The following is a 13,577-nucleotide window of genomic DNA, read 5'->3' as shown; positions in this document are numbered from 1 at the left end:
GAAAGATACCTTTAACAATCGTTGCAAAAAACTCTTCGAAGAAATATTATGCCATATCATATTTCCTTATGTTCTGGAGGTTAATTACATAGCTGAGGATGAGTAGCATTATGGCGAAAACGATAGTATAGACTGGTAAGTGATAGAGATAAAAATTCATTCCCGGCATATTCTTGTCCATCTGACTGATATTGACCAGGGGCATAAAATGAAATAACCATGTCAACACCATAGGGACCCCATATATAAAATATCCAGTAAACAGATATCGCAGCCAATACTTTGCAAAGCCAAGATAATAAAAGCTCATCATTATAAGGCTTATACCCATTAACATTACAAAACCATATGCATAATAGGTGGTCTGAGTAAGCGTCATGTAACTGCCAAAAATAGCGGTTGTCAAAGCCATCATGAGTATATAGTAAAGATAGTCGCCTGTGATGATATTTCTTTTCGTGTTAGGCAGTGAAAAGTAGAAGTGATGGTTGCCATCCTGCTTCATCATATGATGGATGCTCAGATAACTCGAAGTTGTGTAAAGTACTGCAATAATATTTAACAAATCGATGAACGGCATTAGTACTTCTTTATAATCTGATATGAAAATCGTGGTGAAAAGATTTATAAAGATTACGGACATGCCGAAATACCATATCCACTTGGACAAGAACATATTCAAATAGAGTTGCTTATTCATTATCTACCCCTCTTTTCGTATTTTTTAAGAAGTACATAATTTCTTCTATAGTCAGATTTTCAATTAACACTTTATTTCCATAGAGCTCTTCAAGGGCTTGATGTTCTCTTGTCATTGCTTCAAAACCGAGTGCATTCGTAGTTGTACCGATTAATAGTTCATCCGCATCTTCGATAATTTGAAGGTCTCCCTTCACTTTTTTATAGGAGTCAAAAAGTACTTCTCTCTCCATATCAAACACTATTTCCCCTTCATCTATCATTACGATATAGTCGGCAATTTTCTCGAGATCTGTGGTAATGTGGGTACTGAAGAGTATAGTTGTATTTTCTTCCATCATGAGTGTCTGCAAAATATCTAGCAATTCTCTCCTGAATGTCGGGTCAAGGTTTGAAGTTGGTTCATCTAAAATCAGTAGTTCAGCCTCATGGCTCAACGCAACAGCAATGGAAAGCTTCGCTTTTTCCCCGGTGGAAAAGTATTTTATTTTGCTTGCTTCATCTATGTTGAATCGTTTCAAAAAGCTAAAGAATTTATCGGGCCGCCAATTTTTATAGTAGACTGCCAAAAGTTTATTAAGTTTTTTCGGGCTGATATTTTGAGGGAGATAGTTTTCCGACATAACCACTCCAATGCGGTTCAGCAGTGCTTCCCTTTCCGTCTCGAGGTCTTGGCCCAATATGCTAATCTGCCCCTCATCCTGTTTCTTCAATGACAATATATGCTGAATTAAAGTGGATTTTCCTGCACCGTTCTCGCCTATCATCCCAGTGATATATCCTTTCCTGATGTTTAGCGTAATATCTTTCAATCTGAATCGTCCCATATCCTTGTTTAATCCAGTGATGGTTAAAGCATTCATTATTGCTCTCCCTCCATTACTTTCATCATCTCCATCAGTTCTTCAGTAGACAACTCGATCTTATTCGCGGTTGAAATCAGGTCTTTCAATTTCTTTTCAACTTCGATTAATATCTGTTCTCTTCTACTTTCGTTATCCTGTTCCTTAACAAATGTGCCCTTCCCAACGACGGAATATACATACCCTGAAGCTTCAAGATCCTGATACGCTCGTTTGGTAGTGATGATACTAATGCTCAGTTCCTTTGCCAGAGCCCGCATCGATAACAGGGGCTCCCCCGGTTTCAATGTGCCAGTTATAATGTGACGTATGATTTCGTTTTTCAACTGTTCATATATCGGTACATCACCCTGATTTGAAATTTTTATATCCAGATCCATCACCTCCCCCGTACATAATGTATATATATAATATACACACTATGTACTATTAGGTCAACAAAAAACCAGAATCTAATAGATTCTGGCTTCCTTACATGCGCCACACAAACCATAAAGCTCTATTTTATGGTTTTTTATTTCGACATCCTCCAACTCGCTCTGCCATGTTTCCACTGGACAGTAGCGGATGACTTTCGTCTCACCACAGTCATCACAGATGAAATGGTGATGGTGATGTGTCGTGCAGGCTATCTTATAATGCATTTCCCCGGATAATGTCGTCTGCTCAAGGACTTCAATATCTTTTAGGGTATACAAGTTTCGGTAAATGGTGTCGTAGCTCATGCCAGGGTACTCTGGTTTAAGAATCTCCTGGATGTCTTTTGCACTCATGTAACGGTCCCCTTCAAGAAGCGTTTCAATCATGCGCATCCTTTTCTCAGTTACTTTAAGCTTATTCTTTCTTAATTTATCTTTATATTGATTCAGATTGTTCCCCATCTTTTTTCACTCCTATGTGATCCAGTATAATGGCACCCATGAGGATAGCTAATGATACAAGTACGATTGTGCCGCCTGGTGAAATATCCAGATGAAAACTTATAAAAAGTCCGATGATGACGGCAATTTCACCAAATATGACGCTCATTGCCATAAGCTGCTTAAAGCTTGAGGTGACACGCATGGCAGAAGCGACGGGCAGGGTCATCAAAGCACTGACAAGCAGTATGCCGACAATCCTCATCGAAGCGCTGATGACGAGTGCAACGACCACGATGAACAGGAAATGGATCCATTTGCTGATGTTCATCACATCTGCATATTCTTCATCGAAGGACACTAGAAACATCTCTTTGTATAGGAAGAATATGAAGACCAATACAATGACCCCGATTGAAGCGATCAATGTGAGGTCAAACAAGTTGACGGCACTGATGCTCCCGAACAGATAGCCGAAGAGATCCTGATTGAAGCCATCCGCCAGTGACAGAAACAATACGCTCAATGCCACACCAAAGCTCATGATGATTGGAATGGCGAGCTCCTGATAATGCTTGTAGACTGTACGGAGGCGTTCAATCCCTAGAGCACCGAGTATCGAAAACAATATACCGGTAACCAGGGGATTTATGGCCGTGCCGATAAGGGAGGACAGATAGACCCCGAATGTAATGCCACCAAGCGTCACATGGCTGAGTGCATCTGCAATCAGGGAAAGGCGCCTGATGACGATGAATGTACCAATGAGTGGTGCAATCAATCCGGCGATCAGGCCGCTGATGACTGAGTATCTTATAAAGTCATATTCAAAGAATGCCTGAATCATTCACAGCAGCTCCTCTCATGATCGTGGGAGACCAACTGCAGCGGAAAGCCGTAAATCTTCGAAAGTTCTGCTTCCCCAAGATTTTTGAACTCATGGTTGCTGCCATGGAAGTGAAGGTGTTCATTGAGGCACGCCACTTCGTTGGCATGGTCCACCACTACACCGATGTCATGGGTGACCAGGAGAATCGTCACGGATTGTTCCTTAAGGCGGAGCAACACGTCATAGAACTCCTTTACATGCTTGGCATCTATTCCGACGGTCGGTTCATCAAGCACGAGTATGCTCGGCCTGTTGATCAGTGCACGCGCGATGAAGACACGCTGGGTCTGGCCGCCCGACAATTGGGAAATGTTCTTATCCTTCAGCTCCACTATGTTCAAAAGCGCAAGCACTTCATCCAGCTTGTCGTAGTCTTCTTTTTTGAAACGGCTGAACAGTCCTTTGGACTTTGTCAGGCCACTCAGTATGACTTCACTGACAGTCGCTGGGAATCCTTTTGCGAAACTGTTGGATTTCTGTGATACATAGCCGACTTCCTGCCATGCCTGAAAGTGGCGCAGGCTTTTGCCGTTGATGTATATTTCCCCAGTCTGAAGCTTCAAGACTCCAAGGATCAATTTGATGAGGGTCGTCTTGCCCGACCCATTTGGTCCCACGAGTGCTACAAAGTCTCCTTTGTGTACTTTCAGATTAATATCTTTTAAAGCTTGGGTCGTTTCCATCTTGTCTTTATAGACATATGAAATATTTTTCAGTTCGAAAATGGGATGCTCCATGGTGGTTGCTCCTTCGATTTATGATCATCATAATATTATAGAAGAATCATTACAGTTTGTAAATAGGAATGATTACGAAATAAAATAGAGAGGAAGGCCTGAGCCTTCCTCTCTATTGTGCTTCTGTATCTGCGATCATAGGATTTATTTCTTCTTTAAGGGATGGATTGAATGTACCCTCTTTAAGCATTTCAATTTCATGTTTGTAAGGTGCTACCCTATTCTTTTTATCCGGCCCGACGAATGGGGTTTCAAGTATTTTAGGGATATCCTTGAAATCAGGATGATGCACGATGTGGTGCAGGGCGTCAAAACCGATATGTCCGAAACCGATATTCTCATGGCGGTCCTTATGCGCACCGCGTTCGTTCTTAGAGTCGTTGATGTGGAGGACTTTAATCCTGTCCTTGCCGATGATGCGGTCGAATTCCTCCATCACGCCTTCGAAATCATTGACGATATCATAACCGGCATCGTGGACGTGGCATGTGTCGAAACAGACGCTCAACCGTTCATCATGTTCCACACCTTCGATGATCTGAGCCAACTCTTCAAATGTACGGCCGACTTCCGTTCCCTTTCCGGCCATCGTTTCAAGAGCTATCTGTACATCATGGTCATTCTCAAGCACTTGGTTCAATCCATCGATGATCGACTGGATGCCGCGCTCAGCCCCTGTTTCGACATGGCTGCCGGGATGTAGGACGATCTGTCTGCTACCTAGATGTTCTGTTCTGACGATTTCTTCCTGAAGGAACTCTACACCATGTTCAAAGACCCCTTCCCGTTCGGAATTTGCGATATTGATGATGTAGGGCGCGTGGACGACGATATTCGAAATGCCGTTATCCGCCATGTGGCGTTTGCCGGCTTCTATATTCAAGTCTTCTATCTTCTTTCTTCTCGTGTTCTGGGGCGCACCGGTATAGATCATAAAAGTACTCGCTCCAAAACTTGCAGCTGAGATGCTGGCTGCTTCCAGCATCTTTTTCCCACTCATCGAGACATGTGATCCTATAAGCATTGTATCACCTTTCCAACCTATCTTTTTTTCTTATTGCGTTTGGCATGTTTCATGCGCTCTTCCCTTTTCAGCGCATCGAGTTCGGACTTCATCTTCTTTTTATAGCCTGGTTTGACTTTCTTACGTTTCTTGACTTTATTTACGAGCTGATTTTCGAGATGGGACTCGCGCCTTTTACGTTTGGCACGCTCTGTTCTGGATTTGATTTCGGTCAGTTCACCATTTTTGATGTCTTCATGCACAAATGCATAGCCTTTGGACTCCAGTAGATTGATGAGATGCTCATCCTCCGGCGTGTAGATGGTGATTCCAGTACCTGTATAGTTGCCACGTCCCACACGTCCAATGCGGTGCGTGAAGAATTCTATATCTTTTGGAATATCGTAGTTGATGACGTGGGAGGCACCATCTATATCAAGGCCCCTGGCAGCCAAATCACTCGCCACAATCCATTCATATTCAAGACTCCGTATTTTCCTGATTTCCTTCGTCCGTTCACGGGGCTTCAGGCCACCGTGGAACAAACCGACATTCACCCCGTTGCTGTTTAGGTAATCAAACAGATCATCGGCACGCTCTTTGGAATTCGCAAAGATGAGACCGATGTATGGCGTGATGTTTTCGGTGAGCTCCAACACTTTCTTGGCTTTATCGTCCCCTTTGACCGGCACAAGGCTGTAGTGGATGGAAGCCTTGTTCCTCGGCTGGTCTATGACGATCACTTCGGTGTCCCCGATATATTTTCTGAGGAAATTCCTTAGTGCCTCAGGTATTGTTGCAGAGAATACGAGGAACTGGGATTTTTCATCGACTGAGGAAGATATGCTGTCTATCTGTTCCAGGAAACCGAGGTCGATCATCAAATCCGCCTCATCTATGACGAGGCGCGTCACATGACGCAGGTTCAATCCTCCGTTATCCCGCAGATCCTTGACTCTTGTCGGCGTACCGATTACGATATGGGGCGCATGGGAGGCTTTTTGTGTGTCCCGTTCTATGTCTGTCCCGCCTATAAACGCCTTGGCGGTAATTTCCGGATAGCTCTCCAATATGCCGAGTGTCATTTGGTGGAGCTGTTTGGCAAGCTCTCTGGTCGGTGCCAGGATTACAGCTTGTGTGCGGGGACTCTCTGGGTTGATTTCATGTATGATCGGTAACAGGAAGGCATGGGATTTCCCGCTTCCCGTTTCGGACTGGACAACCACGTTGTCCTTTTTCAGCACTTTCGGGATGACGCGTTCCTGCACCAGTGTGGGGTGCGTGAAATTTATACGATCGATTGCATTCAGCATCTTATCGCTGAAATTGAATCTTTTGAATGCATTACTCATTGCTTCACCTGATTTCTTAAATAAACTCAACATTTATTATAACTGAAACATTTCCCTTAATCTACACCATTCATACCGCGTGTTGATTTCAAATTCAGTTGGTTTCAGTTATAATGCCTGTAAGGGAGGAATAAACTTCATGGATATTATTAAAATAAGCCCGCGTGGCTACTGTTATGGTGTTGTGGATGCAATGGTGATCGCCAAGAATGCTTCCATGGACAAGACTCTGCCTCGCCCGATATATATACTGGGAATGATAGTGCACAATAAACACGTGACAGATGCGTTTGAAGAAGAGGGTATCGTCACATTGGACGGTGCCAACCGTCTGGAAATTCTGGAGGGCATAGATGAAGGCACTGTAATATTTACAGCACACGGTGTCTCGCCCCAGGTCAAGGCACGGGCCAAGGAAAAGGGGCTGACGTGCATTGATGCAACATGCCCGGACGTCGAAGTCACCCACCAACTCATCCGGGAACGCACAGCTGATGGTTATGACGTTGTCTACATCGGTAAGAAAAATCACCCTGAACCAGAGGGCGCTATCGGCGTCGCACCCGATAACGTACATCTCGTGGAAACAATAGAAGATGTCAAAACGCTGCCGGAATCCCTCAAGGACAAGAAGCTCATCGTGACCAATCAGACGACGATGAGTACGTGGGACGTCAGTCATCTGATGGATCAGCTCAAGCTTCAGTTCCCGCACATCGAGGTGCATAAGGAGATATGCATGGCGACCCAGGTCCGTCAGGAAGCGGTTGCCGAGCAGGCACAGGAGGCTGAACTGCTTATAGTCGTCGGGGACCCGAAAAGTAACAACTCGAACAGATTGGCTCAAGTTTCCAAAGAAATCGCCCACACTAATGCCTACCGCATCAGTTCACTTGATGAATTGAAGAATGAGTGGCTCGAAAATATTGATAGTGTGGCAATCACTGCAGGTGCATCGACGCCAACTCCAATCGTTAAAGAAGTAATCGACTACATCAAAGAATATGATAAGGCGAATGCAACAGCACCGCAATCCACGGTGCCGACTTCCAAAATACTGCCTAAGATCAAAAAAGCAAAACCAGTAAAAATAATGGACTAAAAAAACGGGGCACACGATGTGCCCCGTTTTTTAGTTTGCAAAAGGATTGGTGGATACTTCAGTGGCATGCACTTCAACTGTCATGCGCTCTTCTATCAGTGCCTTGAGCCCTTCAGCCATAACACTCTCCATATAGTGGCCGCCATCTATTATACTGCGGCCAGCAAGCTTTGCATCATAGGCTTCGTGATATTTGACATCTCCTGTCACAAGAACATCTATCCCCTGTCCAAAAGCTTCTTCTATATACGACATGCCTGACCCGCCGATGATCCCGACTTTGCTTATTTGATTTTGGTCGGCAGCTACCATGTTTACGATTGGAGTGCCGGTCTTCTCCTCTATTAGAGACGCCAGTTGCATAAGCGACCCGTTGAAATCGAATGAGACGCCGAGGCCTTTGTCACTCGGAAGCTTCAACGACAGCATATCATAGGCAGGTTCTTCATAAGGATGCGAAGCAAGCAGGGCCTGCATCACCTTATTCTCATCCTGCACTTCGAATATGGCCTCAATCATGTATTCTTCGACATGCTCAAGTCGGCCTGATGCACCAATGTGAGGATCTGCCCCTTCGCTTGGTCTGAATTGACCTGTTATAGGATGTTCGAAGAAGCATTCGGAGTACTCTCCCTGGTTGCCTGCTCCAGCAGCGGCCAGATCTTTCTTCAGCTGTTCGGCAGACGATTTTGGTACGGTCACACGCAGTTTCTTATAGTCCCGTTCATTACTGATCAGGACTTCTGTGTCCGTGTACCCCAATTTTTCTGCAATCATATGGCTGACACCATCAGGTTGATGATCCAGGTTGGTGTGCATGGCAATCAGATTGATGTTATTTCTGATCAACTGACGTACGATACGACCCACACCAGACTCGACAACGGCATCCATTTTGGCAAAAATCAGGGGATGGTGGGCAATGATGACATTGGCACCTTTAGAAACCGCTTCATCGACCGTCTCCTTGGCACAATCAAGCGTCGTCAGGATACTCGTCACCTCATCCTGCATGTCCCCGACAAGCAACCCTGTATTATCCCATGATTCGCTTTCCGCAAATGGCGCTATCTGATCGAGTTCTTCCATGAGTTCTTTAATTTTCATTTTAAAAGCACCTCTTTCAGCTGTTCCACTTTAAGTGAGACTTCATTTATCTTCGCTGCATCATTGGAATTTTCAAGAAGATTCTTTAATATCTTCTCCTGATGGCTTAATTCCCGCTGTAATTTTTCTATAAACGCAGCTTCACGTTTTTCTAGAAGGACAGGACCAAATGTAAGTGACTGTTCATCATATTCGACCTCACCCGCTTCGGCGACTATGATCTCATAAAAATGATGGCCATCCTGTATTACGGTTTCATCTATGATTCTATAGCCTGATTCAGCGAGCACCTTTCTGATCGGATAAGTATGGATGTTTGCCTGGAGGACCAGGCGTGGTTTATTGGCCAAGCGGTGAAGCCGCTCTTTTAATATCTCTGCAATCAAAGGGCCACCCATGCCGCAGATTGTCACAGTGTCCACTTTCTCCCCTTCTGCAACAACTTGAAGACCAGACCCGAATCTCGCTTCAATCTGTGCTGTCATGCCTTCAGCGGCGATATTCCTGATTGTGGATTTGAACGGCCCTTCGACCACTTCGCCACATATTGCGGATGAAACTTTACCTTGGCGGATTGCTTCTATCGGAAGGTAGGCATGGTCCGAACCGACATCAAGCAAAACCTCTCCATCGACATACCCAAGTACTGCGTCGAGGCGTGCATCAAGCATCAAAATTCCTCCATTCAAAATAAAAACTTCCACACAGAGTGTGGAAGTTCCGTTTAATTATTGCTCAGAGAAGAACTTGTGGAGTGAAGACAGGTCTTCATCACCAATCTGGTCTTCGCTGAATGGTGGCATGGATCCTGGTCCTTCTCTTACTGTACCAGAGAATTCCTCTTCAGAAAGGCCTGTACCTGCTAGTGCAGGTCCCATGCCACCTGAGAAGTCCTGTCCATGACAAGAAGCACAGTTATCCTTTGCAAAACCTTCAGCGTCAAAATCTCCAGAAGATGCTTCGCCACCTTCTTCGCCGCCTTCACCACTTCCACTCTCTTCGCTGGCCGTCTCTTCACCTTCACCTTCGCCACCATCGTTGTTGGCGCCCTGGGAAGAAAGCAAGAAAATCAAGCCGATGCCGAGGAAAATGATAAGTATAAAAGGCACGATCGGATTACGATTCATAAAACAACCTCCCTAATGTCATTCCATATACATATTCACATATATAATTGTATATTAAATATGCGTAAAGTCAAAAGCTTTTTTCTAAAATATTACACTCTTGACAGTTTTCCTAGTCCATGAAATCTTTCAGGCGCTTGCTTCTGCTTGGATGCCTTAATTTCCTCAACGCTTTCGCCTCAATCTGTCTGATCCGCTCGCGGGTCACGCCAAACACTTTTCCGACTTCTTCCAGTGTACGTGTCCTACCGTCATCTAGGCCGAACCTCAAACGCAACACATTTTCTTCACGGTCGGTAAGTGTATCCAGTACATCTTCCAACTGTTCCTTCAACAGCTCATATGCTGCGTGGTCTGAAGGGCTCTGGGCCTCCTGGTCTTCGATGAAGTCTCCGAGATGGCTGTCGTCCTCTTCCCCAATCGGCGTTTCAAGGGAAACGGGCTCTTGTGAAATCTTCAGGATTTCCCTGACTTTTTCTGCAGGAAGATCCATTTCTTCACCAATTTCCTCAGGCAGCGGTTCGCGACCCAAGTCCTGGAGAAGCTGACGTTGTACACGGATCAGCTTGTTGATCGTTTCGACCATATGGACTGGGATACGTATCGTCCTCGCCTGGTCGGCGATGGCGCGCGTAATTGCCTGGCGAATCCACCAAGTCGCATAAGTGGAGAATTTGAATCCTTTGGAGAAGTCGAATTTTTCCACTGCTTTAATAAGTCCCATATTACCTTCTTGAATCAGGTCAAGAAACAGCATGCCGCGGCCGACATAGCGCTTCGCTATACTGACCACAAGACGCAGGTTGGCTTCTGCCAGACGACTCTTCGCGACTTCGTCGCCCGTTTCGATGCGTTTTGCCAGTTCAATTTCCTCCTGCGCACTGAGAAGATCCACACGCCCGATTTCTTTCAGGTACATCCGGACCGGGTCATTTATTTTGACGCCTGGCGGGGCACTCATATCGTGGAGGTTGAGTTTTTCGTCGGAATCCGTCGAATCCTTCTCATTGATGAGTTGGATATCATTTTCGTTTATCTCGTCAAAGAACTCATCCATCGCATCCGCATCCAATTCGAAACTGGACAGTTTGTCAGCAATCTCCTCATGCGACAGATGGCCCTGGGTCTTCCCTTTTTCAACAAGATGATTCTTGACCTGCTCTACGGTCGTGAGCAGTTCAACTTCTTTTGTATCGGTCGTTTGTACATTTTTATCTGCCATTTAAAGCCCTCCTATTCAGACTTCACAATCATCTTTTATAGCGACTGTTCAATTCATTCAATTGCTGCACTAGTTTTACCTGAAGCTCTATATCATTGCTGTTTTCTGCTTCCTGGAGCTGCAGATAGAGAGAGCGCTTCTCCTTCTCACTATTTCTAATACCACTTAGATCTTCAATGTAATCATTGATTTCATCACCCGTGATATCGTCATGGATCAGCAAGCCATCGATTTCGACGGCATCACTGAAATGGTCGCCATCAATATACTGGCTGAATGATGATATATCAAAGGCCTCATGTTTGTCAAAGTAAGTGCACAACCCTTTAAATATACCATAATAAGAAGAGCTGGTTAACACTTCAGCATCAATTGATTCCTGAAAACGTTTAAACAAGCCAACATCCTGCATCAATGCCCTGAGAAGATACCGTTCTTTACGCTCACGCAATGGAATCTGCCTGCTTTGAATCCGGGGTGCACCACTCCCTTTTTTCGCCGGTGCAGGAATGTTCTGTCCGAGTGATTTGGCATCTATTTTATAGAGCTGGCTTATGTGCTGGATAAGCCTTTCACGGATGACTTCATCTTTGACGAATTTCATATGGCCGGTAAGTGTCTTCAAGTTGGTTGAAAATGCCATGTCGTTATTCATGCTCTCTTCCAACAGATACTCCGCCTTGAAATGGATATAGTGGCGCTTTTCACTGCGCACTAGATCTTCGAAGGCTTCGCGGCCATTCTGTTCGATATATTCATCAGGGTCCATACCTTTTGGCAGCGAGATGATGAATACATCGAGACCTGCTTCCAACAGCGTTTCACCCAAACTCAACTGGGCGTTTTGCCCAGCCCCATCCCCGTCGAACATAAGCGTCACGTTCGAGGCGAGCCGATGCAGCATCCGGATATGCTCATCGCTGAGCGCAGTACCCATCAGCCCGACTACATTCTGCACAGCCGTCATCTTGACTTTGACGATGTCCAGGTGTCCTTCCATCAAAATGACTTCATCATGACTTCTGATCGCCTTGCGCGCATCATTCAGATTGTATAGCAGCCTTCTTTTTTGGAAGATCGCTGTTTCGGGGGTGTTGAGGTATTTCGGTTCGCGTCCATCGAGGCTCCGTGCGGTATAGCCGACATTATAGCCCTGATGATTCAGGATGGGGATCATTATCCTGCTGCTGAAGCGGTCATAGTAGGTGAATGCTTCCTCATTCCTTGAAATGAGGCCTGCCTGATAAGCCATTTCAAGGCTGAAGCCCTTTTCAGTCAATGCGTTTTTAGTGAAATCCTTCATGCTTGGTGCGATGCCAATTTTTTCCCTGCGGATGATTTCCGGTGTAAAACCCCGGTCCTCCAGGTATTCGAGTGCGGTCTCGCCCTCTTTTGTGTGCATCAGGACATGATGATACAAGTCAGTCAGATATTCATGCATTTTGATGAACTGCATTTCATTATCGTCGACATTGCTTTCCTGCTTCTCTATTTCGATGCCGAGCGGTTTCCCAAGACGGCGGACTGCTTCAGAAAAAGCGACATTTTCGGCTTCCATAAAGAATTGGAATACATTACCGCCCTTCTTACAGCCGAAGCAGTGACAGATCTGCTTATCCGGACTTACTGTAAAGGATGGGGTGTTCTCATTATGGAACGGGCAGAGACCGACATAGTTCCGCCCCCGCTTCTCCAGTTTGATGTAACTGGAGACGAGATCGGTGATGTCGGTCCCCTGCTTTACTGCTTCCACTGTCTCTTCAGGTATCCTCACTTGCATCAATCCTTATATTCAAGTCTTTTTTCGACGTAATCCAAAATTTCATTCGCCGTTTCCTCAATCGCCTTGTCCGAGACATCTATTACAGGGCACCCTATTTTGCCGATCACTTCATTGAAGTAATCGAGTTCTTCCTGGATGCGCTGGTCATCTGCATAATTGGCCGTATCCTTCAGGCCGAGCTGGGTAAGCCGTTCTTTTCGGATTTTATTGAGTGCAGGCGCATTTATTTTAAGGCCGACACATTTGCCAGGGTCGATATTGTAGATTTCACGGGGAGGTGTCACCTCAGGGACGAGTGGCACATTCATCACTTTATATTTTTTATGGGCCAAGTATTGAGAAAGTGGAGTCTTTGAGGTGCGTGATACGCCTATCAATACGATATCAGCCTTGTCAAGGCCACGGGCATCCTTCCCATCATCGTATTTGACTGCAAACTCGATTGCTTCTATCTTCTTGAAGTAATCTTCATCGAGGCGGTGCACCCTTCCCGGTTCGTAATATGGCTTATCCTCAGTCTCTTCTTTAAGGATATTCATAAGCGGTCCCATGACATCGACATTGGAGATATTCTCAGCCTCAAGCTCCTTCTTCAAGTATGCCCGTATCTCCGGCGTGATGATCGTAAAGACCACGATGGCCCCTTTACTCTTGGCCAGGTCGATCACTTCATCGACGTTTTCTTCTGACTCTATATAAGGGTACCTGATCAGTACCTCTTCTGATTCGTCGACTTCAAATTGTGAGAGACAGGCTTTGGCGACAAGCTCAGCAGTCTCCCCAACCGAATCGGATGCGATGATCACTTTGATTTTATTCATTGAAACACTTCC

15 protein-coding genes are annotated in these 13,577 nt (G+C 45.3%); 1 reads left to right on the top strand and 14 read right to left on the bottom strand.

The window, feature by feature from the left end; translation table 11 throughout:
* Positions 1-46 precede the first annotated feature (46 nt).
* From ACZ43I_RS05740 to ACZ43I_RS05705, 8 genes are all read right to left on the bottom strand, one after another.
* A complete protein-coding gene (locus ACZ43I_RS05740) occupies positions 47-700 on the bottom strand; it encodes a hypothetical protein (RefSeq protein ID WP_344702156.1) in 654 nt (217 codons plus the stop codon).
* Positions 693-1,562 (bottom strand): ABC transporter ATP-binding protein, encoded by an 870-nt coding sequence (locus ACZ43I_RS05735; protein WP_344702154.1) that lies wholly within the window; start codon positions 1,560-1,562, stop codon positions 693-695. Before ACZ43I_RS05735 ends, ACZ43I_RS05740 begins: the two co-directional genes overlap by 8 nt.
* Positions 1,562-1,942, bottom strand: coding sequence for a GntR family transcriptional regulator (locus ACZ43I_RS05730; RefSeq protein ID WP_344702152.1), 381 nt, complete (start codon positions 1,940-1,942; stop codon positions 1,562-1,564). The genes ACZ43I_RS05735 and ACZ43I_RS05730 overlap by 1 nt, the downstream gene beginning before the upstream one ends.
* Positions 1,943-2,014: 72 nt before the next feature.
* Positions 2,015-2,443, bottom strand: coding sequence for a Fur family transcriptional regulator (locus tag ACZ43I_RS05725; RefSeq protein WP_344702150.1), 429 nt, complete (start codon positions 2,441-2,443; stop codon positions 2,015-2,017).
* Entirely contained in the window at positions 2,418-3,269 is an 852-nt protein-coding gene (locus ACZ43I_RS05720) for a metal ABC transporter permease (RefSeq protein ID WP_344702148.1), read from the bottom strand. Before ACZ43I_RS05720 ends, ACZ43I_RS05725 begins: the two co-directional genes overlap by 26 nt.
* The gene (locus tag ACZ43I_RS05715; RefSeq protein ID WP_344702146.1) at positions 3,266-4,048 is read right to left on the bottom strand and encodes a metal ABC transporter ATP-binding protein; all 783 of its coding nucleotides are present in this window, start codon (positions 4,046-4,048) and stop codon (positions 3,266-3,268) included. Before ACZ43I_RS05715 ends, ACZ43I_RS05720 begins: the two co-directional genes overlap by 4 nt.
* Positions 4,049-4,160: 112 nt before the next feature.
* Positions 4,161-5,072 (bottom strand): deoxyribonuclease IV, encoded by a 912-nt coding sequence (locus tag ACZ43I_RS05710; protein WP_344702145.1) that lies wholly within the window; start codon positions 5,070-5,072, stop codon positions 4,161-4,163.
* Between the two features lie 17 nt (positions 5,073-5,089).
* A complete protein-coding gene (locus tag ACZ43I_RS05705; protein ID WP_344702143.1) occupies positions 5,090-6,403 on the bottom strand; it encodes a DEAD/DEAH box helicase in 1,314 nt (437 codons plus the stop codon).
* A 139-nt stretch (positions 6,404-6,542) separates the two neighbouring features.
* Here ACZ43I_RS05705 and ACZ43I_RS05700 point away from each other — a divergent pair, with 139 nt between their 5' ends.
* The gene (locus ACZ43I_RS05700) at positions 6,543-7,505 is read left to right on the top strand and encodes a 4-hydroxy-3-methylbut-2-enyl diphosphate reductase (protein ID WP_344702141.1); all 963 of its coding nucleotides are present in this window, start codon (positions 6,543-6,545) and stop codon (positions 7,503-7,505) included.
* A gap of 30 nt (positions 7,506-7,535) precedes the next feature.
* On the opposite strand, the gene ACZ43I_RS05695 is transcribed toward ACZ43I_RS05700, so the two are convergent.
* The 6 genes from ACZ43I_RS05695 to ACZ43I_RS05670 form a co-directional block, all read right to left on the bottom strand.
* Positions 7,536-8,612: a Nif3-like dinuclear metal center hexameric protein gene (locus ACZ43I_RS05695; protein WP_344702139.1), complete on the bottom strand. Its 1,077-nt coding sequence runs from the start codon at positions 8,610-8,612 to the stop codon at positions 7,536-7,538.
* Positions 8,609-9,283, bottom strand: coding sequence for a tRNA (adenine(22)-N(1))-methyltransferase (locus ACZ43I_RS05690; RefSeq protein ID WP_344702137.1), 675 nt, complete (start codon positions 9,281-9,283; stop codon positions 8,609-8,611). Before ACZ43I_RS05690 ends, ACZ43I_RS05695 begins: the two co-directional genes overlap by 4 nt.
* A 57-nt stretch (positions 9,284-9,340) precedes the next feature.
* Positions 9,341-9,739: a c-type cytochrome gene (locus ACZ43I_RS05685; protein WP_344702135.1), complete on the bottom strand. Its 399-nt coding sequence runs from the start codon at positions 9,737-9,739 to the stop codon at positions 9,341-9,343.
* A gap of 112 nt (positions 9,740-9,851) precedes the next feature.
* Positions 9,852-10,961, bottom strand: a complete 1,110-nt coding sequence (rpoD, locus tag ACZ43I_RS05680) for an RNA polymerase sigma factor RpoD (protein ID WP_344702133.1) — start codon at positions 10,959-10,961, stop codon at positions 9,852-9,854.
* 28 nt (positions 10,962-10,989) lie between these two features.
* Positions 10,990-12,741 carry a DNA primase gene (gene dnaG / locus ACZ43I_RS05675; protein WP_344702131.1) on the bottom strand — a complete coding sequence of 584 codons (1,752 nt, stop codon included), beginning with the start codon at positions 12,739-12,741 and terminating at the stop codon, positions 10,990-10,992.
* Positions 12,741-13,565, bottom strand: a complete 825-nt coding sequence (locus ACZ43I_RS05670) for a pyruvate, water dikinase regulatory protein (RefSeq protein WP_344702128.1) — start codon at positions 13,563-13,565, stop codon at positions 12,741-12,743. Before ACZ43I_RS05670 ends, dnaG begins: the two co-directional genes overlap by 1 nt.
* Between the last annotated feature and the right edge of the window lie 12 nt (positions 13,566-13,577).

The organism is Salinicoccus jeotgali, assembly GCF_055379195.1.
Note: the sequence above shows the minus strand (reverse complement) of the source record. Positions and strands in the feature narration are given on the sequence as shown.